Origin of the sequence: Dinoroseobacter sp. S76, from assembly GCF_049801095.1 — a bacterium.
Lineage (GTDB): Bacteria > Pseudomonadota > Alphaproteobacteria > Rhodobacterales > Rhodobacteraceae > Dinoroseobacter.
In genome coordinates this window covers 843,660-866,010 of record NZ_JBNAGH010000001.1, presented here as the reverse complement: position 1 = coordinate 866,010, position 22,351 = coordinate 843,660, and the positions used below count along the sequence as shown (strand labels likewise).

Below are 22,351 nucleotides of genomic sequence, written 5' to 3'. Positions count from 1 at the left end.
CCGAAATTCGCGGGAGCCCGGGCAGGGTAGCCGGGCTCCGGAGGTCTGGCCACTGCAGACGGCCCTCCAGGGCCGCGTTTTCAGCCCCGGGCGCGCCGCTTGCGCCAGGAGAGCGCCGCGACACCCGCAAGGCCGGCGGCCATGAGCGGTGCCGAGCCCGGCAGCGGGACCGGCGAAACGGTGACCTCGCGGGGGATACCCCTCAGGAAATAGGTCTCGCCATCGGCCCCTTCGAAACGCAAACCGATCCGGGTCTCCGATGCCAGATCGAATACATCCTGACCGAACTTGGCCGGATCCAGATCGAGCCCGTCGAAAAGCGGGGGATGCGGCGGCTGATAATTGTCATAGGCAAACCCGAAGGTGGCAAAGGAGCTGCCCTGGATCGGCAGGCTTGTGTCGACCAGCCCCCGCACCTCGATCGCGTCGGATGCTCCGCCCAGATCATCGACCACCCGCACGAAAACGCCCTGCTCCTGCAGCGGGGTCAGATCAGTGATCGTCGTCATAAAGTCGAGCGCTCCGAATTGGCCCGAGATGTTCTGCACCCCGCCCTGATATTCCAGCACGCTGGGGCCGAAGGGGCGCGGGATGGCATTCTCATCGGTGACCGTGAAGCTGACACGGAACGGGTCGCTCGGGCTCACGGGCTGATCGGGCACCACCGAGCACCGCTGACCACGTTCTCGACAATCCCTGTCACCTCTACCTTGAAGGTCGCTGCATTGGCGATGGAGGCAAAGGTGAGCGCCATCATGGCGGCGAGGATCGAAAGAGGGTTCGCAGCAAAGCTCCAGGGCAAGTGGGACTAAAATGCACGGCCTTGATGGCCACGGATCGTGCTGCTTTGGCCGCGTGATGTATCTGCAGTTTGTCTGGAACAGATCTCAAATGCTTCAGCAGACCCCAGCTGGGTCTGTGGGGCGACAATTTCAGGCCCGTCTCCCTATTGTCTTGCTGCGCGAAACCGCGAGCCCTAAACTTGCTCAAATGCGGGATTTGCCGACCGCATCCCGGACCGAGCGCAGACGGAAAGTGACCCATGAAGCGTGCAGCCCCCGTTGCCGATGACGGGCAGGAATTAGTTCCGAATTACTGGTTGAGCAGCCTGAAAGGCGCGCCTGAGCTGGAGGAGCGCGTTTTGGGCGCCGCGCTCGAGCAGGCCGGGCTCGACATGGGGACCCTCGACCGGCCCGGGGAAATGGTGCCCCTGATGCAGGAGATCGCGGTGGTCGAGGCCCTTGCGCGGCAGAGCGGGGATCCGCTCTTTGCCCTGAAGCTGGGGCTTTCGGCCAATGCGAATACGGGCTCGGTTCTGTCCTATATCCTCTTTGCCTCGCCCACCCTGCGCGCAGGTCTGACCCATATCGCGGAGTTTGTGCAACTCACGCGCCCGCGCAGCCGGGTCGAGATCCGCGCGGAGACGGCGACTACGGAGTTTCGCATGTGGCACCCGGCGCCCAAGGTGCAGCGGGCGGTCCATTATCGGGAATTTGTGCTGGGCAGCATCCTCAACAGCTGGTCCACCGCGACACGGGTCCCGGTCCAGCCGCGGCGGGTCTCGGTGGCGGCCCCGATTGGTGCACGGGCCCGGGCGATCTCGGGTGCGCTGGGCTGTCCGGTGGAGGATGCCACGGGCTACACGGCGATCGAGCTGAAATCCTCGGCGCTCGATCTGCCGATCCGGTCCAGCGATGCGCATCTGCTGCTCCATCTGACCGAATATGGCCGCCTGATCCTCGCACAGCGCCGCCCGGACCGCACGACCACCCGGGAGCGGGTGTTTCAATACCTGCTCCGGCGTCTCCACGCAGGTCTGCCGCGCCTGCAGGATGCCGCCGAAGACCTCGGCCTGTCGGAACGGACCCTGTCGCGCAAGCTGGCGGAGGAGGGGACCTCCTTCCGCACGCTGATCGACGAGACGCGGGAGGCCATGGCCGCGGCCCTTCTGGAGGATCCCAGCATCTCCCTGACCGAGATCAGCTATCTTCTGGGGTTTGCGGATCCCAGCAGCTTCTCCAACGCCTATCGTCGCTGGACCGGGCGGCCACCCATCTCGGCCCGTCTCCCCCGGCAGAAAACCGCCTAGATCCCCGGACGGCGGGTCAGACCAAGTCTTTGGCGCGTCGGCCCAAGCGAAACCCGGCCTTCGATGCAATTTGAGCCACAGAGCCCGCAATGATCGGGCTGGCCATCAATTATTGCTGAGAGGAAGACAATGTCCAAAGGGACTTACGAAGAGTTTCGTGATGCGCTGCGCGCTTTTGAATCCGGCTGGGATCGGGAGCGTTATGACAATGGCATCATCATCGACGCCCAGCTCGACCAGTGGGCGGGCGGTCCGGTTACGGATTTCTATCCGGGCTATAGCAGCTGGGGCGATCTGAGCGACGCGGAGTGGGATGCGATGTCCTATCGCTCCACCAACTCGCTCGGCTTTGTCGGGTATCAGTTCGGCGAGGCCCTGCTGATCGATCTCGGCTACTATGATGACGACGTCTATTATCTGGGCGGGGACACGATCAACCGTTGGGACGGGGATTGGACCGGCAAGGCTGGGGTCAATTCGCTCGAAGACTTCATGACCGCTGAGGCGCAGGAGGTCGCGATCCAGGAGGCGTTCGGCTTCAACCTGCAGATCATCGAGCAGCAGCTGGGGTATCAGGGCCACAGCCTCGATGACTTCATCGGCGAGACCTTCACCTATCAGGATGTGGATGGCTCCACGGTTTCGGTCGAGATCTCGATCACCGGCCTGATGGCGGCCTCCCACCTGCGCGGGGCCTTTGGCACGGTCAACCTGTTGCTCGGCGGCGGGGCGTCCACGGACGAGAACGGCACCTCGATCCTGCGCTATATCGAGGAATATGGCGGCTATGAAAGCCCCAGCGTGGACGAAGCGATCGCCTTCTTCGAGGACCGCAAGACCGGAGACGAGGGGGTCGGCACCCCTGGCGGCGACGGAACTGGCGACGGGTCCGGTGATGGTTCGGGCGATGGTGGGACCGATGGCCCCACGGGCAATGGCGATGCGAATGTCACCGCAGAGACGGCGGATGTCGTGATCACATGGTCCTATGGCACCGATGCCGTGATCTCGGATTTCGACCCGGCCACGGATACGATCTTTGTGGATTGGATCGGTGCGGATGCGCTGGACGTGGTGGAATACACCGCCGATGAGGGCGGCGCGTTTGGGGTGACGTTTTTTGTGCCCTCGAACAACCAGTCGACGACCTTGGAGAATGTCTCGCTCTCGGATCTCTCCGCAGCGAACTTCACCATCCTCGATGACACCGCAGCGGCCGAGATCCTTGGGCTGATCGGCGACGGATCCGGTGACGGTCACGGGGATGGCGACGGTCACGGAGATGGCGATGGCCATGGTGACGGTGATGGCCACGGCGACGGAGATGGCCATGGCGATGGGGACGGTCATGGGGATGGTGACGGCCATGGCGATGGCCATATGCACCAACATATCTACATCAATCTCGACACCCCCGCCCAGGTGATCGACGGGTTCCTGCCCGCCATGGGCGACATGATCGAGATCGAAGGGGATGTGACCGCCGAGGCCTTCAGCCTCTTCGAGGAATCCGGCGATGCCCTTGGCCAGACCGTGCGGATCGAGCTGACCCAGAACGGCGAGACCAAGCAGATCATCTTCACCGGCTTCGGTCTCGAAGACCTCACGCTGGCCAATATCTCGGGCGTCAATCAGGGCGTGCAGAATGAGATTGCAGCGGCCATCGGCGCGGATACGAGCACGCCGGATAATGGCGAAGGCTACACGCTGAGCTATGACAACGATGGTTCCAACCCGCCCGAGACCACCGGCACGACCGATGCGGGCGGCGTCAAGTACAAGGCCGACAGCAATGCCGACGACATCGTTGGCTTCGATGTGACCCGGGACGCGCTCGATTTTGGCGGCACCTCGGTCCATGGCATGATCGTCACCAAGTCCCAGGCGGGCGAGATCGTGATAGACAGCCCCTGGTCGGCCGCCGCCCAGATCGTGCAGGGCGTGACCTATCAGGATGTGACCATCGACAGCTTCGGCGTGGTCGGCAACGAGCATTTCCGTCAGGACATGGGCGGGGTCGTCTCATGGGAGCAAGGGGTCGGTCCGCGCGCGGATGACACCGTCTATATCCGCAGCCACGAATACGGCGCGAGCGAGGTGATCGACGGGTTCGATCCCACCAGCATGAAGATCAGCTTCCTCTATTTCGGCACGCGCGAGCGGCTCAGCGTCGAGGACAGCGATGACGGTCTGGTGATCTCCTCTCTGCCCAGCGGTCAAAGCTTCACCTTCACCGGGGTGACCAAGGCGGATCTGATCCCGGGTCTGGTCGAGTTCCATTTCGACCAGGTTATGGAGGACAATCTCGAAACGCCCTTTGGCTTTGATCAGAACGACGTCACGCTGGTGGATCGCACGGTTCTGCTGACGCCTGAGGCCCCGGCAGGGGCGACCACGGACGGGTTCCAGACCCGGACGGGCGACATGACCGGCTCGATCTATGAGGGCGACGGGAATGGCGATGGCAACGGGGACGGTGACGGCAATGGCGACGGCAACGGGGATGATGGCGGCAGCGGCGGCATCCCGGACGGCGGCGACACGGTGGCCTTCAGTGATGGCACTGCCGAGAGCTACACGCTCGGTTGGAGCTATGGCTCCACCACCACGATCACCGGCTTCAACCCGGCGGAGGACACGTTCGACTTCGGCTCCTTCTCCGGCGATCAGATCGGCGTGACCGAGCAGGAAGGCGATCTCGTCTTCGAGGTGCTGGGCAATGGCGGCGATTTCGTCGTGCTCGACGGAGTGCAGGCCGAAGACCTCACTGAAGGCAGCCTGACCGCACCGTCCTGGAGCGGGATCCTCGAGCCTGAGAGCCAGCTGGTGCAGGCTCTCACCGATCTCGGCATGGATCTCGGCTAGGCCAAGGGGGAGGGGCCGCGCGCCCCTCCCGCCCGGTCAGACGCCATTGACGTTCAGATAGACCGCATAAAGCGAACTGGTGGCGGCCATGAAGAGACGGTTCTTCTTGGCCCCACCAAAACAGACATTGCCCACGATCTCGGGCAGGTGGATCTTGCCGATCAACCGCCCATCCGGCGCCAGGCAATGGACGCCATCGGCCGCCGAGCTCCAGATCCGCCCCTCGCGATCCAGCCGGAACCCGTCAAAGAACCCGTTCGTGCAGGTCGCAAAGACTTCGCCCCCGGACAGGCTTTTGCCATCCGCACCCACGGCGAACCGCCGGATATGGGCGGGTCCATCCGGATCATGGGTGCCGCCCGTATCGGCGATGAAGAGCGTTTCTTCGTCCGCCGAGAAGGCCAGCCCGTTGGGTTTCACGAAATCCGTCGCGACCGCACGGACATCGCCCGTTGCCGGATCAATGCGGTAGACATGGCAGGCGCCGATCTCGCTCTCGGCGCGGTCGCCCTCATAGTCCATCATGATCCCGTAGGACGGGTCCGTGAACCAGATCGAACCGTCGGATTTCACCACCACATCATTGGGCGAGTTCAGGCGTTTGCCATCCACGCGGTCCGCGAGCACAGTGACGCTGCCGTCATGCTCGGTTCGCGTCACGCGACGGGTCAGATGCTCGCAAGAGACAAGCCGCCCCTGCGTGTCGACCGTATGGCCATTGGTGTTGTTCGCGGGCGCGCGGAAGACGGAGACCGAGCCATCGGTCTCGTCCCAGCGCATCATACGGTTGTTCGGGATATCGGACCAGACAAGGTAGCGCCCGGCGGGAAACCATGCGGGCCCCTCGGACCAGCGCGCCCCGGTCCAGAGCCGCTCGACCCGGGCATGGCCGATGAAACAGGCGGCAAACTCCGGCTCGATCACCTCGAACCCCGTGCCCTCAATGACGCCGAAAGTCATGCTGCGTCCTCTCTTTGCGCGATGTGGTCTGAGACGACGGGACCGGTTCGGCCCCGCCGCAAGAAGCAGGCGCTAGTCGCGCAGATCCGCAGGCAACAGCGCCTCGGGGACGTTCTGATAGCTCACCGGACGCAGCCAGCGCGTGATGGCAAGCGTGCCCACGGAGGTGCCGCGCACATCGGTGCTGGCCGGGTAGGGGCCGCCATGCATCATCGCGGGCGCCACCTCGACCCCGGTGGGGAAGCCATTGGCGAGGATGCGCCCGGCTTTCTCCTCTAGGATCGGGAGCAGGGTCTGCCCCAGCGCGGTATCGCCCGCATCCATCTGCAAGGTCGCGGTAAGCTGCCCCTCCAGACCTTCCGCAAGCGCCTCCATCTCGGCGGTATCCTCGCAGAGCACCAGGATCCCCGCCGCGCCGAACACCTCATGCTGCAGGGCGCGGGTCGCCATCCAGTCCTTGGCGGACACTTTGAACACCGCCGGCATGGCCGCGCGCGCGCCCTTGGGAGCCGGGCAACCGGCGAGCTCCGGCGCGAGCTCGGACCAGGTCTTCACTCCGGCCTCATAGGCGGCCTTGATGCCATCGGTGAGCATGACCTGCTCGGCCGTGCCTTGCAGGCCCGCAACCGCGGCGGCCTCAAACGCATCAGCCTCGGCGCCCTTGACCATCACGGCGATGCCGGGATTGGTGCAGAACTGGCCCGCGCCCATGGTCAGGGATCCGGCCCAGCCGCCGCCGATCTCGGCCGCGCGGGCAACCATGGCCTCGGGCAGGCAGAACATCGGGTTGATCGAGCCGAGCTCGCCATAGAAGGGGATGGGAACAGGGCGCGCCTGACACAGATCGAAGAGCGCGCGCCCCCCGGCCAGCGACCCGGTGAAGCCCACCGCCGAGATCTCCGGATGGGTGACGAGCGCCGAGCCGGTCTCGTTACTCGCCCCCTGTATCATCTGGAAGGTCGCTTGCGGCATGCCGCAGGCCTCCATGGCCTTGGCAATGGCCTGCCCCACAAGCTCGGCGGTCCCCGCATGGGCGCCGTGGCCCTTCACGATCACCGGGCAGCCTGCGGCCAGGGCCGAGGCCGTGTCGCCCCCTGCGGTCGAGAAGGCCAGCGGGAAGTTCGAGGCCCCGAACACCGCGACCGGGCCGATCGCCTTGTGGATCAGGCGCAGATCCGGGCGGGGCAGGGGCGCGCGATCGGGCAGGGCCGCGTCCTTGCGGATGTCGAGATACTCGGTGGACTCCAGAAGGTCCGCGAACATCTTGAGCTGCCCGGTTGTCCGGCCCCGCTCCCCCACCAGCCGCGCCTCAGGCAGGCCGGTCTCAGCCATGGCCGTGCGGGTGATCTCGTCGCCAAGCGCGTCGATTTGGTCGGCGCATTCCCGCAGGAAGGCCGCGCGCGTGGCCCGGGGCAGGGCGGAATAGGCACGGAAATCGCGCCGCGCCGCCCGGCAGGCCACATCGATCTGCTCGGGGCTGGCCTGGGCGAAGACCTGACCATCGAGATCAGCGGAGGCCAAGGTCACTTCGGAGCCGACCCAGGCCCCATCAATCAAATTCTTACCGTAGAGCATTCTACTTTCCCCAGCGCAGGACCAACGGGTCCAGTGGTTTCAAAAGGTCGATCATCCGGGCGCGAATGGCCGGATGGAGCGGTTCGATGGGATGGCGACAGGCCTCGGAGGCGATCACGCCGCCCTCGACCATCGCCGCCTTGCAAGAGAGCCAGCCGCATTGGCGGTTCTCATGATTGATCGCCATGGCCACCCGGCCATAGGCGGCCGTGGCCTCGTCGATCCGGCCTGCATGGTAATGGGTGATCACCGGCTTGATCTGATCCACGATCATACCCGAGGTCATCGAGCCCGTGGCCCCCGCATCAAGATCGGCGAGAAGCGTGATCGCCTCCTCTCCGTCAAAGGGGGCTTCGATGGCGTCACCGCCTACGGCGATCAGATCGCGCAGCTTGTTGGCCGCACGCGGGCATTCGATCTTGAAGAGCTTCACCGCCTCGATCTCTTGCGCCATCTTCACCAGAAGCGGCACCGGCAGGTCCACGCCCGAGAGCGGCGCGTCCTGCACCATGATCGGCACGCCGACTTCGCCCACGGCGGCAAACTGTTCGAAGGTCTGGTTGGCGTTCCCTTTCATCAGCGCGCCGTGATAGGGCGGCATCATCATCACGATATCCACGCCCAGCGATTTGCAGAGCTTCGCGCGCTCCACCGCGATGCGGGTGGCGTAGTGGCTGATGGTGACGATCACGGGCACGCGGCCCGCGATATGCTCGACACAGAGCCGGGTCAGGATCTCGCGCTCTTCATCGGCCAGCAGGAACTGCTCGGAGAAGTTCGCGAGCACGCAGATCCCGTCCGCGCCCTGATCGATCAGGCAGTCGAGCACCCGCTTCATCCCCTCCAGATCGAGCGATCCGTCCTCCTGGAAAGGGGTCGGGGCCACGGGCCATATCCCTGTATACTGGGTCATGCGTTACTCCGTGATCTCGAAATTGTGCAGGTGCTTGTCGGTGATGGTGATCCCGAGGCCCGGCAGGTCGTCATCGAGATCGATGAAGCCGTCGACCGCATCGGGGTCGCCCTCGAAGATGTAGTAGAAGAGCTCGTTGCCGACCTCGACATCGAAGACGGGGAAGTATTCCGAGATCATGCAATTCGCATTGGCCATGGTCAGGTGGTAGTTATGCATCTGCCCCGCATGGGGGATGACCGGCACCTGGAAGGCCTCCGCGATGGCGTTGATCTTCTGAGCCGCCGTGATGCCACCGACCCGGTTGGTGTCATATTGCAGAATGCTCACCGCATTGCTCGCGATCAGGTCCTTGCAGCCGATCACCGAGAACTCGTGCTCGCCCCCCGAGATCGGGATGATGTTCATGGCGTTGAGTTGGCGGTACCCCTCGACATCGTCGGCGATCACCGGCTCCTCAAGCCAGCGGGGCTGGAACTCGGCGAGCTTGGGCAGCATCCGCTTGGTGTAATCCACGTTCCAGCCCTGATAGCATTCGAGCATAAGGTCCGCGTCGTCCCCGATCACCTCGCGCACCGCGCGCACGCGGTCGAGGTTCTCCTGCATCCCCTTGGGGCCGTCCTTGGGACCATAGCCAAAGCGCATCTTGTAGGAATGATAGCCGTGCTTTTTAGCCTCTTCGGCCTCCGTCTGCATCGCCTCGATCGGACCGGCATAGAGCTTGGAGTAATAGACCGGGATCTTCTCCTTGGTGCGCCCGCCGAGCAGCTTGAACACCGGCTTGCCCGCAAGCTTGCCCATCAGGTCCCAGATCGCCAGATCCACCGCCGAGATCGCGGTCATCCCGATCCCCTTGCGGCCCCAGGCATGGGAGCGGCGGTACATCTTTTCCCAGAGATAAGCGTAGTCGAACGGGTCCTCGCCGATCACCATGGGGCCGAACCAGTCATCAATGGCTGTCTTGACCACGGTCGGGGCGAGGGCGGCATTGCCGATGCCCACGGTGCCATCCTCGGTCTCGATCTCGCAGGTCAGCCATTGGTGGAACCGGAAGGAGGACATGGCATCGCCCTTGTCCCAGAGCACGTCCGAGGCGTTGGTGCAGAAATTCCCCGTGGGCGGGACCGTGGGGCCGGTCCAGTTCCACACCCTTGTGCGGACGGATTTGATCTTGGTCATCTCAGTGTCTCCTTCAGGCCGCGTCGCGTTCGGCGCGGTGTGTCTTGGCCATGCGCACCAGCAAATCAAAGGCTTGCCGCGTGGCGCCCACATTGGCCTTGTTCTGTCCGGCGATATCGAAGGCGGTGCCATGGGCCGGGGTGGCCACCGGGATCGGCAGCCCGCCCGCCACGGTCACGCCGCGCTCGAACCCCATGAGCTTGATCGCGATCTGGCCCTGGTCGTGATACATGGTCACGACCGCATCGACCTCGCCGCGCTGGGCCTTGAGAAACACAGTGTCCGAGGGCCAGGGGCCGGTCACATCCATCTGGCGTTTCTGGGCGGAGGCGACGGCGGGCTCGAGAATGTCGATCTCTTCGCGGCCAAACTTACCGTTGTCGCCCGCATGGGGATTAAGCGCCGCCACGGCGATCCGGGGCCGGGCCTTGCCTGCCTTGCGCAGGGTGTCATTGGCGAGGTTCACGGCACGCAGCACGCCCGCCTCGGTGATGTTCGCCGCCACATCCTTCAGGCCGATATGGCTGGTCACCCGCGTGGTCATCAGCTCGTCGAGCACATTGAGCTCGGAATGGTAGCCCTCATGTCCGAGATAGCGGGCCATATAGCGGTGCTCATCCTCGGCATTCAGCCCCGCCGCCGTCATGGCCGCCTTGTTGAACGGGCCAAAGAGGATCCCGTCCACCAGCCCGGCCATGGCCAGATCCATGGCCTTGTCGAGACAGCGGAGGGAGGTCGTGCCGCCGGGCACGGTGACCTCGGCCACCTGCACGTCCTCGGGGGCGATCGTCTCCATCTCCAGATGGGAGAGCCCGACCTGATCGGCGATCTCGCCTTCGGAGATCGTGGCCAGCTCCAGCTCGGTCTGAGCCTGTGTCGCGCCCTGCTCCCAGAGATGGCTGTCGCCCACGAGCAGGATATCGGCGGCGTCGCGGACCTCTGCGCTCTGCAGCAGTTTCGCGATCAGTTCCGGTCCGATGCCCGAGGGATCCCCCGGCACGATGGCGATGCGTGGCTTGCTCATGCCCGCCCCTCCCAGTGTTTTGAAAATCCGTCCGGCAGGATGACCATCACGTCAGGTTCCTTGCCGGTGTCGAAGGTCTGCACGACCTCGAATGTGTCGAGATTGAACCGCTGCACCTGCTCGCAATCGATGGCGATATAGGCGAAGGCCGCTTCGTCATCGATGCAGAGCGCCAGCGGGTTGGCGGGGGTCTTCTGCTCGTGGAGCATCTCGCCCGTGGCCTCGTCAAAGACCGAGAAGGACCCGCCATGGTGGTTCATGGTCACGAGCCGGTTCCGCTTGCCGTCATAGTAGATGCGGCAGGGATCATCGGGGGTCGGGAAGCTGCGTAGGATCTCAAGGGTGCCGGTGTCGATCACAGCCACGGTGTTGGAGATCCGCTGCGAGGTATAGAGGATGCCTTCGGCCTCGCGCAGGCAGCGGCCCTCGGGCTTCTCGCCGGTCTTGATCGAGATCGGCGCGACCGCCGCGTCATAGGGATTGAAGACCGTCACGTCGCCGGAGGTCAGGTTCATGGAATAGGCGGTCTGGCCATCTTCGGTCAGGGCAAAGAGGTGGCATTTGCTGCCGCCCGTGGGGGTGATGTGGTCCCAACCCTGATCAAAGGCGCGGGGGTTCTCCTTGACCAGCAGGTGGCCGGTCCATTCCGACAGCACATAAAGCCGCCCCTGGCCGTCGAGCCCGATGCCATGGGGGCGGGCATGTTCGCCCAGATCGTAGATATGGGCGACCTCCTGTTTGCGGATGTCGACCACGATCACCGAGCGGCCATCATTGCCGTCGATCCCGGAATTCTGAACGCCGTAATGACCGATGTAAGCGTAGTGAAATTCGTCATCGACGACGAATTCATGGGGGTAATCCGGCAGACCCAACCGACCTTGCAGGGCGCCGGTCTCGATGTCGTACCAGCTTACGCAATGGCTGCATTTCTCAATTAGCATCATGGATTGCGCCATGGGGATGTCCCTTCTTCTCGGTGCCGGGGGTCTGCGGCGGGTGGTCTTCGTGGGGTGTCGGGCGAGGCGCATGCCCCGCCCGAGCCTTGGCTTAGCGCTCCAGCGCGCCAACGCCGGAGAAGCGGAAGGCTTCCTTTTCGAGCGCGTCGATCTCTTCGGCGCTCATCTGGTCATGGGCGACGGTGATCCGACCCAGGAAGACAAAGGGCAGCTCGCCCGCGCGGTTTTCCAGATCGGCCTTGATCGCCTCGGCCGTGGCCGCACCCACATCGTCGCCCATGCGCATGGGCGTGGCGTCCAGCTCGCCCCGGCGGATCGCGTCAAGCTCGAGACCTGTGCCGCCCCAACCGGTGGAGAAGATCTCTTTCTCCTTGCCGACGGAGACCTGTGCCTCGACCGAGCCCATGGCCATCGCGGTGTTCGCGTTATGGATGATCTTGGCTTCCGGATAGGACTGCAGGATCAGCGAGGTGCCGGCAAAGCCGCCCTCACGCTGGTACTCGCCATAATGCTCATAGACCGTGGTCCAGTTGCCTTTCTCCTCGACGCAGGCCTTGAAATCACCCGAGCGCTGGTTGTCGGTGATGCCCGGAATGCCGCGGTTCATGGCCATGGTGACGTCATTGCCCAGACGCTCGAGCATGTAGTCGCACATGGTCAGCGCCCCGGCAGCGGAGGAGAAGTCGAACCAGGCCGCGGGCTGGGCCTTCATGTCCTTCAGCGGCGTGTGGAACGCCCAGACATAGGTGGTCAGATCGTCGGTCTCCGCGGCCAGCTTGGAGATATTGTCCGCCTGCACCGCCAGCTCGGACGGGCCAAAGATCACATAGTCATAGAGGTCTTTGTCCTGCACAACCTGGTTGGCATAGGTGGTCTGCAGCGAGTGTTCGATCTGACGCGAGGCGAACTCGGTCGTCTCATAGGGCACACCCAGCTGGTCCAGACGCTTGGTCATGGCCAGATAGTTGCGCGCCCAGAAGTCCGAGGTGTCCGAGGACGGATAGATCAGTGCGATCTGGATCGGCTTGTCGAGCGAGCCGGTGAACTTCACGGCCGCTGCGCCGACCACGGCCTGCATGGCTTCCAGCGTGCCATCCGCGTTCACCTCGGCGGGGACCCAGTGGTCGCGCTCGGCGATGTCGGGCAGTTCCTTCAGGGGCAGGGTGCTGTGACCGTCTGCGAAAGCCGCTGTGCTCAGTGCCGTGGCGGCGACCATTGCTGTTGTTGTCAGAAGTTTCATACGTTCGTTCCTCCCGTTACGTATTGGTTTGTTGGGGTTTCCCGGCGGCCATGGGTCTCACGGCCGCCGAAAACTTGGGTCAACCGCTTGCGACGACGTCGCCAGCTGTCAGTCCGCCGATCGCCAGAAGGGCAATCAGAAGTCCGATGATCGCGGCTGCAAATCTGACCATCTTCATGCCTTCGGCCGTTTTCAGGTCGGCGAGCCATCCGCCCGCGCCATCGCGGTCCTTCTTCTGGATCCAGGCATAGAGCGCGACGGAGCTGATGATCACGAAGCCCGAGGCCACCGGCTGCCAGAAGAACTCGATCCGCAGGGTCACAAGCGCGTTCAGCATCATCGCCAGAAGCAGAACGCCCGAGAACGAGCCGATGATCGAGGCGCGGCCCCCGAAGAGGGATGTGCCGCCCACGACAACCGCCGCGATCACGTGCAGGTTGAAGAACGGCGCCATCGTCGCCTGGATCGCGTTTTGCTTGCCCGTCAGCATCAGACCGGCGAGCGCGGCACAGGCCCCGCAGAGCACATAGGCATAGACCTTGTGGCGGTTCACACCGATGCCGGTCAGTTCCGCCGATTCCGGGCTGGAGCCGATGGCGACGGTGTAGCGGCCAAAATAGGTGCGCTGCAGGATGAAGTAGCCCGCGACCATGGTCAGGATCCCGATCACAGCCGGGGTCGGAATGAAGAACGGCGTGGTGCCGCGCCCGATCTCGGTCAAAAGGTCGGGGAACCGCGCCAGCACCAGACCCTTGGCCAGCAGCAGGGCCAGGCCCTTGTAGACGAGGTCCATGGCCAGCGTGCCGATCAGGTCCGGCACATTGAACCGGGTGATGACCAGACCGTTGATCAGCCCCAGAAGCGCGCCGATGGTCAGGGCAATCGGAATGCCCACATAGATCGAGAAGCCGAACTGTTTGACCAGAAAGGCCATGATGATCGCGGAGAGCACCGCGACCGAACCCACCGACAGGTCAATCCCACGCTGGGTGATGACGAAGGTCATGGCCATCGCCATGGGCATGTAGAGGGCGGCATCCTGCAGGATCAGCTGCAGGTTGCTGACCCGGAAAAACCGGTCCGGCGAGGCAATCCCCATGAAGATAAAGATCGCCAGGATCATCGCCATCGGGGCGATGATCGCCATGTAGGGCTCCAGCCGCTCCGTGAGGGGCTGAGGGGTCTCATTTGTTGCAACTGCGGCGTTCATGCGGCGTCCTCCTTGGCACCAACGATCATGCCCAGCACCTCCTGGGTGGAGCTTTGAGCGGTCAGAGCGACCCCGACACATTGACCACGGCGCTGGACATGGACGCGGTCGGAGACCTCGAACACATCGTCCAGCGAGTGGCTGATCAGGATCACGGCCAGTCCTTGGGCCTTCAGGGTTTTGATGAGTTTCAGGGTGCGCGCGGTTTCCTGCGGCCCCAGAGCGGCGGTGGGCTCGTCCATGACCAGAACCCGCAGGCCCTCGTGATAGACCGCCCGGGCGATGGCCACGGCCTGACGCTGACCGCCGGACAGGCTGTCGGTCGAGGCCTCCAGCGAGCGCAGGCGGACCCCGAGGCGTTCCATCAGAACGCGCTCTGTCTCCTCGCGCATCTTCTTGTTGTCGAGAATGGTGATCCCGAGGAATTTCTTGGTCAGCTCATTGCCGAGAAACATGTTGGCTGGCGGGTCCAGATGATCGGCCAGGGCGAGGGTCTGATAGACCGCATCAATGCCCAGCTTGGCGGCGTCGGCGTGGTTCGAAAACTCGACCTTCTCGCCATCCATGTAGATCTCGCCTTCGGTCGGCTGATACACCCCCGTCAACACTTTGATCAGGGTGGATTTGCCCGCGCCGTTATCGCCGACAATGGCCAGAACTTCCCCGGCATAGGCCTCCAGATCGACATCCTGAAGCGCGGTGACGCCCCCGAAGCGCTTGGTAATGCCGCGCATTTGGATGAGTGGCGTATTACTCATAGTCTTCCTCCTTGACGACACAGCTCTCCTGTTCGGGCAGGCCCGGTTTCAAAAGTTCTGGTCTGAGTTTGGGAAAAGGGGCCCTGCCGCGGCGCGTCAGCCGCGTGGATCAGGGCCGCCTGTTGGGTGCGTTACTTGCCCCAGATGGCCGCGTAAGCCTCGCGATAGGGGCTGTCGGGGTCGAACTGGTTGCTGTCACCGAGCTTGGCCAGACCTTCCTGGGTCACGAGGGCCGGGGTGGTGACATAGCCCGAGCAGGCCTCGCCCTGCATGGCGCGGTTCAGCTCATCCACCAGCTGCCAGCCCTGCAGGTTCAGCGGCTCGGCCACGGTGATCGTCTGGTAGTTCGTGGTCCGGATCCGCTGGAAGGCGGCTTCGGAACCGTCGCCCGCGGAGCCCGCCTGGGGGCCATCGGCGCTGGAGATGCCAGCAGAGGCAAGGGCGGGGCCCATGAAGTCGAAATAGAGGTCATTGATCGCCAGGGCGTGGGTCCAGCTATCGCCGTATTTCTGCAGCAGGCTGATTGTCAGCGGCCCCATGCGCGAGGAGGTGTCCGCGATTGGCGTGTCGACATATTCGAGCACCGTGCCGCCCATGGCCTCGATGGTTTCCTTGATCCGATCCGCCTTGTCGATGGCGATCTGGTAGGTGCTGTCGGTGAAGATCACCGCGCCCACTTTCTCGGCGTCATTCATGGCCCATTGCGCGGCCACTTCGGAGACGGTCATCGCATCGGTCGAGACATTGGTGAACACACCACCGGGCGCGTCACAGCCGATCTTGGGCCCGGAATGCCAGGCGACCATGGGGATGTTCGCATTGACCACGCCTTCGAGGGCGGCCTGCTGTTCGACGGCGTCAAACCCGTTGATGATGATCCCGTCGGCCTTCAGCGCCAGGGCCTGACCGATGGCCGCGGTGCGACCCTGGATGGAGCCTGCGCCGTCGAGCACCCGCAGGTCCCAGCCGATGGTGGCCACGGCCTCTTCGATGCCATTGGTAACCCCGAGGATCCCGCCGTTTTTCAGGTCACCCGCGACCACGACGATGGACTTGCCTTCGGCGGCCTTGGGGCCCGTGGTCGGTCCGTCAAACGGGGTCTCGGCGAGGGCGGTGAAGCCCAGTCCGGCCATCAAGGCCGCGGCGGAGACAGTGGTGAATGTTTTTCTAAGCATGGTGTCCTCCCTGATGCTTATGCTTATTTCTTGGCGCCCTTGCGCCGTTGTGCGTATCCCGCGATGCCGATGGCGATCAGCAGGGTCACACCGTTGAACATCGGCTCAACCCAGAACGAGCCGCCGAATTGCTGGATGCCGGAGATCCCCACGGCGAGGATCGCAACCCCCACAACCGTGCCCCAGACATTGACCCGCCCCGGCTTGATGGTGGTGGAGCCGAGAAAGGCCCCGACCAGCGCCGGCAACAGGAACTCAAGACCCACCGAGGCTTGCCCGATCCGCAGTTTCGAGGCCAAGAGCACCCCGGCAAAGGCGGTGATGAAGCCCGAGGACATGAATGCCCCGATGACGAATTTACGGGTGTTGATGCCGTTGAGCTGGGCCGCGCGCTGGTTCGCGCCGATGGCGTAGAGGTACCGGCCGACGGGCGTGTATTCGAGGATCAGCCACATGGCGATGGTCAGGCCCAGCACATAGTACCCGGTGATCGGCAGGCCGAACACGAAGGTCCCGTTGATAGCATAAAAGGGCTCGGGCAGGGCGCCGACCATCTGGCGGCCCCCGGTGTGCCACAGGGCCAGCGCATAGAGCACGGTGCCCGTCCCCAGCGTGGCGATGAAGCTGTCGATCTTGGCGATCTCCACCAGCATCCCGTTCAGGAACCCGGTCAGAAGGCCAAGGGCCAGCACGCTCATCACCGCGATGGGCCAGGGGGAACCGTAAAGCGTCTGCAGCGAGATCGCGAGCACATGCCAGAGCACGATGCCATAGCCCACGGTCAGGTCGATCCGCCCGGCCACCATGGGGATCATCGCCCCGAGCGACAGCAGCGCAATGATCGCCTTGTCCGAAATGATCGCCCGCAGGTTCAGCATCGTCGGAAAGGTGTTCGGCAAGAGGATCGAAAACAGCACGATCAGCAACGCCGTCAGGATCACCAGACCATAGACAGGCAGGAAGCGAATGACCTTTGTCTTGAGCGAGGCGTTCTTCAGTTCGGCTTTCGTGGGCTCGAGCGCGTTTGATTCAAGCGATTGCATAGTCTTCTTCCTCAGCTCTCAGCAGCGTTCGACGCGGATGCGGTTTGGATCAGGTTTTCAGTGGTCAGCTCGGCCCCGGAGAGCTCTTTGACGATGGCGCCCTGGCTGAACACGATGGCCCGGTGGCAGATGGCGGCGACCTCCTCGAAATCGGTGGAGACAACGACGATCCCGACGCCGTTCTCGGCGGCCCGGTTGAGCAGGGCATAGATCTCGGCCTTGGCGCCCACATCGACGCCCGCGGTCGGGTCCTCGCAGATCAGGAGCTTGCGCTTGGTCTCCAGCCAGCGCCCGATCACCACCTTCTGCTGGTTGCCGCCCGAGAGGCTCTCGATGGCCATGGTCTGGTCATTGGGCGAGAGCGCCACATCCGCGCCGATCTGCTCGGCCATGGCGGTCTCGGTCTTGGGGCTCATGAAGGAAAAGAGCGACCTGCCAAAGGCCGCGGGGTTGAGAAATGTGTTCTCGCGGATGCTGAGCGACATGGCAACGGATTCCTCGGTCCGGTCCTTGGCAACAAGGCCGATGCCCGAGGTGAGTGCGGTCTGCGGCGAGGTGAGGTCCGGGACCTCCCCGTCCAGCAGGATCTGGCCCGAGAACTCCTCGGCGCCGAAGATCGCGCGCGACACGCCTTCATGCCCGGCGCCGCGCAGACCGACGAGACCGACGATCTCTTGCTTGTGGAGGGTGAAATCCACCGGGCCCGCCGCCTCGACCCGCAGGTTTGAGACCTCGAGGATCGTGTCGCCGCGGGTCAGCTTGGGCTTCATCACCTGCCGCGTCTTGCGGCCGACGATCATGTAGACCAGCTCTTCGGGTGTGGTGTGTTCGATGTCGCGCAGCCCGACCAGCTCACCATCGCGCAGTACAGCCACCCGGTCGGCGATGCGAAAGATCTCGTCGAGCCGGTGAGAGACATAGATCATCCCCACGCCCTGGTCCTTGAGCGGGCGCAGCGCCTCGAAGAGCCGCTCGACCTCATCCGCCGGAAGCGACGCGGTGGGCTCGTCCAGCACGAGGAAATCGCAGTCCACGGCCAGGGCCCGGGCGATGGCGACGAGGGATTTCTCGGTGCGCGACAGGTCCTGCACCCGGGTGGTCGGATCGAAATCGCAGCCCACCTTGTCCAGGGCGCGCTGGGCAAAGGCCGTGACATCGTCCCATTTGATCAGCCCGCCCTTGCGGGAATATCCCAGCGCCAGTGCGATGTTTTCGGCGACACTCATCCACTCGATCATGCCCAGATCCTGGTGGATGAAGGCCACGGATTGTCGTTCGCCAAAACTGCCGGGGCGATGCTCATAGGGCTCGCCATTGATCAGCACTCCGCCTTCATCGGCCTTGTGGATGCCGCCGAGGATCTTGATTAGGGTCGATTTGCCGGCGCCGTTCTCGCCCAGAAGGGCAACGATTTCACCGCGCTCGACATTGAGAGAGACATCGCGGAGGGCGTATGTGCCGCCAAAGTGTTTTTTGACGCCATTAAAGAACAGGTTATTTCGCAAGTCGTGCAGCATACGTGCGCCCCTCCCAAGGCAGCTGGGCAAGTTCAAATGCGATCGGAGCATTGAGTTACCCGTAACGTTCGATTAGCATTCGGCTCGTGCGACAATAAGTCAACCACAAAATGTTACCCGTAACGTAACCGAGAGAAATCAGGTTATAGATGAACAAAAACAATAAGATAAGCTTGGCAGAGGTCGCGCGCAGCGCAGGCGTCTCCAAGATGACGGCCAGTCGCGTGTTACGTGACGAGGGCGGCTTCTCGGAGAAAACGCGGGCCAAAGTCATGGCTGAAGTGGAGCGATTGGGCTACCTCCCGAATCGCCTCGCGACTGTTTTTGCCGGGGACAAGAAATCGACTTTTGTGGGGGTGAGCATCCCCGAACTGGGCAATGAGATCTTTGCGCAGGTCCTTGAAGGGATCGATCGCAAGCTCGGCTCCTTCGGTCACCAGACCGTGCTCGGATTGACGGAACATGCTCTAGAACAAGAAGAAAAATGGATTGAGACGGTTTTGTCCTGGCAGCCTGCGGGGCTGATCATCACCGGGCGCTCCCACACCTCGCGGGCGATTCAGATGCTCAGCGGCTCGAACCTGCCGGTGGTGGAGATCTGGGATCTGAACTCCAGCCCGCTCGATATGTCCGTGGGGTTGAACCACTATGACAGCGGCTATGAGATGGGCCGCTATCTCTCTGGTTTGGGCTACAAAAAATTCGCTTATGTGGGGACGAGTCACGATACGGGTAACGCAGCCAGTTCCCGGGTCAGCGGATACGCGCAGGCGGTCAGTGACGCGGGCGGCGTGCTGGAGAAACAGCTCCTCTTCCGGGACACGCCGGGCTTCTACACGGGTTTCTACGGCACCGAGCAGCTGCTCGCCACAGGTGCGCAGGTCGAGGTGATCTATTACCAGAACGACAATATGGCCGTGGGCGGCCTGCAATACTGTCAGAAGGCCGGGCTGAAGATCCCCGAGGATATCGGGATTGCGGGGTGGGGCGATCTGCCGATCGCGTCGATCCAGCCCTGGCGGCTGACCTCCACGGCAATCCCCCATCTCAAGATCGGCCAGATCGCAGCCGAAATGCTGCTGGCCAAGATCAACGGTCAGCCCATCGATCCCAAGCGGGATGTGGGCTTCAAGCTGATCGGAGGCGAGACGGTCTGGAAGGGCTAGTCGCCCGAGGGACCGGCAAGCTCCGGATGGGCATAGGCCTCCGGGTAGGGCACCGGTTTGAGGGGGCCAAGGGGGATCACCCCGTTCCAGGACCGCCCGAAATAGCCTTGCCGACAATGGATCAAGGAACCCGCTGCCGCGATGCCCGGCAGGGCATGCACCCGGCAGAGCCAGCGCCAGAGATGCGGGTAGTCGAGGATCCGCGCGCCGTTCAGCTTCATCCGGACATAATAGACCGGATCATGGCGGTAGAGCGTTGGAAAGAGGCGTAAATCTGCTTCGGTAAACTCGGAGCCCGTCAGAAACGGACGCCCATCCGAGAGCCGCATTTCCAAGGCCTCAAGGGTTTCGAAATAGGCGGCGAAAGCTTGGGCGTAGACCGCCTGATCCGACGAGAACCCGGCTTTATAGGCGCCGTTATTGATGGTGGAGTAGATCAGATCATTCAGGCTCTGGATCTCGGTGTGCAACGCGTCGTCCGCAGGCACAAGCTGCACCCGCGCGCCCGCAGGCAGGGTGCTGCCCAGAGCCTCCGCATGGCGATCCAGCATCCGGATGATCTCGGCGCTTTCGTTGCTCACGATGCGCTGGGCCAGTTTGTCATAAAGGATCGGGACCGACTGTTCGTCGGAGCCTTCGCGCTGATAGACCTGCCGCGCGAGGCGCAGGCCCTGTCCGGTGCCGGTTTCGGCGGTGCATTCGGGCAGGGTCGCTCCGGTGAGGCTCGCCATACGGTGCGGCGCAAACTCCCAGAGGTTCAGCCCCTCCGGATCGTCCTCGCCCGTCCGGTTGGGAAAGGCCACATCCATGCTGATCGCGTCCTGCAGCCCCAGCACATTCCGGGCGAGGGTGACGCGGTGACACCAGGGGCAGTTCAGCGCGACAAAGAGGTGATAGCGCCCGGGCTCCGGCGGGACATCGGGATCGCCAATCCCATGGCGAAACCCGCTCACTCCGCGCACGAACTCGCCACGCGCCCGGCGGGCTTTGATGTCGGTCTGGTCTTCTTCGGTCGAGCGATCTCGGGTCATGGGCGCAGTCTTTGTCTTTGCACGGGGGATGCAAGGCCCGAAAGGGCCTTGCTCCACCTTTGTCAGCTTACTCCGGCGAAGCGGATCCCGCTGAGATCGGCGACTTCGCGCTTCCATGTGGTGATGTCGCGGGGCGAGAAACCCGAGAGGCTGTCATGGCCACATGCCCGGGCGAGCACCTGCATCAGCTCGACACTCGCGCTGAAGTACCGGGAGAGCCGCTCGGCCCCGACCTGCACATCGAGCCGCTTGCGCAGCTCCGGCTTTTGCGTCGCGACCCCCACGGGGCAATTGTTCGAATTGCACATCCGCGCCGCGATACAGCCCACGGCCTGCATCGCCGAATTGCTGACCGCGATTGCATCGGCGCCAAGGGCCATCGCCTTGGCGAAGTCCTCCGCCACGCGGAGGCCGCCGGTGATCACGAGGGTCACGTCTCGGCCGGCGCGCGTGTCCAGATGCCGGCGCGCCCGAGCAAGAGCGGGGATGGTCGGCACCGAGATGTGATCCCGGAAGATCAGTGGCGCCGCCCCGGTGCCCCCGCCCCGCCCGTCGAGGATGATGTAGTCGGCACTGGCCGCGAGGGCGAAGTCGATATCGTCCTCGATATGGTTGGCCGAAAGCTTGAAGCCGATGGGAATGCCGCCCGACCGCTCCCGCACCTGATCGGCGATCCGCTTGAAATCTTCCGGGGTGCTCAGCTCGGGAAAGGTGGCGGGGGAGATGGCCGATTGCCCGGGTTCCAGCCCGCGCACCTCGGCGATCTTGCCCTGCACCTTGTCGCCGGGCAGGTGCCCCCCCGTGCCGGTCTTGGCCCCCTGGCCGCCCTTGAAATGAAAGGCCTGCACCTTGGCCACATGATCGAGCGACCAGCCGAACTGGGCCGAGGCGAGCTCATAGAAATAGCGGTCATTCTCGGCCTGCTCCTCCGGGAGCATGCCCCCTTCGCCCGAGCAGATCCCCGTCCCCGCCATCTGCGCCCCGCGGGAGAGCGCCGTCTTTGCCTCCTCCGAGAGCGCGCCATAGCTCATATCCGAGACAAAGAGTGGGATCTCGAGCTGCAAGGGCTTGGCCGCGCGCGGCCCGATCGTGACAGAGGTTGCCACGGGCGCGTCGTCGAGCAGGGGTTTGCGCGCCATCTGCGCGGGCAGGATCTGGATATCGTCCCAATGGGGCAGGTCCTTGCGCGGCACGCCCATGGCGCCCATCTCGCCGTGATGCCCCAGCTTCGAGAGCCCGTCCCGGGCCAGCGCGTGGATGCGCGCGACCGTGGGTTCTTCGGGCGTCGGGGTTGCCTGGGGAATTTCCGATTTCGGCGCGGGGGCGGCATCACCCACGGCCAGATCGCCAAGCCGCGTGTGGGACCCATCGCAGAAGGGCGCATTGGCGCTCGACTTGCAGCGGCAGAGGACCGCATCCCCATCCTTGTCTGCAGTAAACTTGAGCGGTTGGATCCCAGTGCCCACATGGCTGCCATCGCAGAAGGGTTGCGTTTTGGAACGACCGCAGCGGCACCAGAGGTAGTCCTTGCCTGCCTCGAGTGTGACCTTGGCCGGGGCCTTGGCGGCGATAATGGGAACGGATTGGCTCATGCTATGGGGTCCTTCCTGGGTGGCCGCCCCTGCGGGCGTGTTCTGATCTTGGCGC

Annotated in this window: 18 protein-coding genes; 3 read left to right on the top strand and 15 right to left on the bottom strand. The window is 63.8% G+C overall.

The window, feature by feature from the left end:
• Nucleotides 1-80 precede the first annotated feature (80 nt).
• Nucleotides 81-662 (bottom strand): PEP-CTERM sorting domain-containing protein, encoded by a 582-nt coding sequence (locus tag ACP153_RS04230; protein WP_424969716.1) that lies wholly within the window; start codon nt 660-662, stop codon nt 81-83.
• A gap of 380 nt (nt 663-1,042) precedes the next feature.
• Here ACP153_RS04230 and ACP153_RS04225 point away from each other — a divergent pair, with 380 nt between their 5' ends.
• Nucleotides 1,043-2,089 (top strand): AraC family transcriptional regulator ligand-binding domain-containing protein, encoded by a 1,047-nt coding sequence (locus ACP153_RS04225; protein ID WP_424969715.1) that lies wholly within the window; start codon nt 1,043-1,045, stop codon nt 2,087-2,089.
• Between the two features lie 129 nt (nt 2,090-2,218).
• A complete protein-coding gene (locus tag ACP153_RS04220; RefSeq protein ID WP_424969714.1) occupies nt 2,219-4,954 on the top strand; it encodes a hypothetical protein in 2,736 nt (911 codons plus the stop codon).
• A 36-nt stretch (nt 4,955-4,990) separates the two neighbouring features.
• On the opposite strand, the gene ACP153_RS04215 is transcribed toward ACP153_RS04220, so the two are convergent.
• The 12 genes from ACP153_RS04215 to ACP153_RS04160 all read right to left on the bottom strand — a co-directional run bounded on the left by ACP153_RS04215 (nt 4,991) and on the right by ACP153_RS04160 (nt 18,507).
• Complete coding sequence (locus ACP153_RS04215) at nt 4,991-5,914, bottom strand: SMP-30/gluconolactonase/LRE family protein (RefSeq protein WP_424969713.1); 924 nt, start codon at nt 5,912-5,914, stop codon at nt 4,991-4,993.
• A gap of 72 nt (nt 5,915-5,986) precedes the next feature.
• On the bottom strand, nt 5,987-7,489 hold the full coding sequence (locus ACP153_RS04210) for an aldehyde dehydrogenase (NADP(+)) (protein WP_424969712.1): 1,503 nt from the start codon (nt 7,487-7,489) through the stop codon (nt 5,987-5,989).
• A 1-nt stretch (nt 7,490) separates the two neighbouring features.
• The gene (locus ACP153_RS04205; protein WP_424969711.1) at nt 7,491-8,402 is read right to left on the bottom strand and encodes a dihydrodipicolinate synthase family protein; all 912 of its coding nucleotides are present in this window, start codon (nt 8,400-8,402) and stop codon (nt 7,491-7,493) included.
• Between the two features lie 3 nt (nt 8,403-8,405).
• Entirely contained in the window at nt 8,406-9,581 is a 1,176-nt protein-coding gene (locus ACP153_RS04200) for an L-rhamnonate dehydratase (protein WP_424969710.1), read from the bottom strand.
• A gap of 13 nt (nt 9,582-9,594) precedes the next feature.
• On the bottom strand, nt 9,595-10,605 hold the full coding sequence (locus ACP153_RS04195) for a 4-hydroxythreonine-4-phosphate dehydrogenase PdxA (protein ID WP_424969709.1): 1,011 nt from the start codon (nt 10,603-10,605) through the stop codon (nt 9,595-9,597).
• Nucleotides 10,602-11,564, bottom strand: coding sequence for a YncE family protein (locus ACP153_RS04190; RefSeq protein ID WP_424969708.1), 963 nt, complete (start codon nt 11,562-11,564; stop codon nt 10,602-10,604). Before ACP153_RS04190 ends, ACP153_RS04195 begins: the two co-directional genes overlap by 4 nt.
• Before the next feature lie 91 nt (nt 11,565-11,655).
• Complete coding sequence (locus ACP153_RS04185; RefSeq protein WP_424969707.1) at nt 11,656-12,804, bottom strand: substrate-binding domain-containing protein; 1,149 nt, start codon at nt 12,802-12,804, stop codon at nt 11,656-11,658.
• A gap of 79 nt (nt 12,805-12,883) precedes the next feature.
• Nucleotides 12,884-14,014 (bottom strand): ABC transporter permease, encoded by a 1,131-nt coding sequence (locus ACP153_RS04180; protein WP_424969706.1) that lies wholly within the window; start codon nt 14,012-14,014, stop codon nt 12,884-12,886.
• A complete protein-coding gene (locus ACP153_RS04175; RefSeq protein WP_424969705.1) occupies nt 14,011-14,772 on the bottom strand; it encodes an ATP-binding cassette domain-containing protein in 762 nt (253 codons plus the stop codon). Before ACP153_RS04175 ends, ACP153_RS04180 begins: the two co-directional genes overlap by 4 nt.
• Before the next feature lie 131 nt (nt 14,773-14,903).
• Entirely contained in the window at nt 14,904-15,947 is a 1,044-nt protein-coding gene (locus ACP153_RS04170) for a substrate-binding domain-containing protein (RefSeq protein WP_424969704.1), read from the bottom strand.
• Between the two features lie 23 nt (nt 15,948-15,970).
• Nucleotides 15,971-16,990: an ABC transporter permease gene (locus ACP153_RS04165; protein WP_424969703.1), complete on the bottom strand. Its 1,020-nt coding sequence runs from the start codon at nt 16,988-16,990 to the stop codon at nt 15,971-15,973.
• Nucleotides 16,991-17,001: 11 nt separating this feature from the next.
• Complete coding sequence (locus ACP153_RS04160) at nt 17,002-18,507, bottom strand: sugar ABC transporter ATP-binding protein (RefSeq protein WP_424969702.1); 1,506 nt, start codon at nt 18,505-18,507, stop codon at nt 17,002-17,004.
• 149 nt (nt 18,508-18,656) lie between these two features.
• Here ACP153_RS04160 and ACP153_RS04155 point away from each other — a divergent pair, with 149 nt between their 5' ends.
• On the top strand, nt 18,657-19,673 hold the full coding sequence (locus ACP153_RS04155; protein WP_424969701.1) for a LacI family DNA-binding transcriptional regulator: 1,017 nt from the start codon (nt 18,657-18,659) through the stop codon (nt 19,671-19,673).
• Here the strand turns inward: ACP153_RS04155 and ACP153_RS04150 are convergent.
• On the bottom strand, nt 19,670-20,704 hold the full coding sequence (locus ACP153_RS04150; protein WP_424969700.1) for a glutathione S-transferase C-terminal domain-containing protein: 1,035 nt from the start codon (nt 20,702-20,704) through the stop codon (nt 19,670-19,672). The two genes, ACP153_RS04155 and ACP153_RS04150, sit on opposite strands and share 4 nt — an antisense overlap.
• Before the next feature lie 62 nt (nt 20,705-20,766).
• Nucleotides 20,767-22,296 (bottom strand): glutamate synthase-related protein, encoded by a 1,530-nt coding sequence (locus ACP153_RS04145; protein ID WP_424970009.1) that lies wholly within the window; start codon nt 22,294-22,296, stop codon nt 20,767-20,769.
• Between the last annotated feature and the right edge of the window lie 55 nt (nt 22,297-22,351).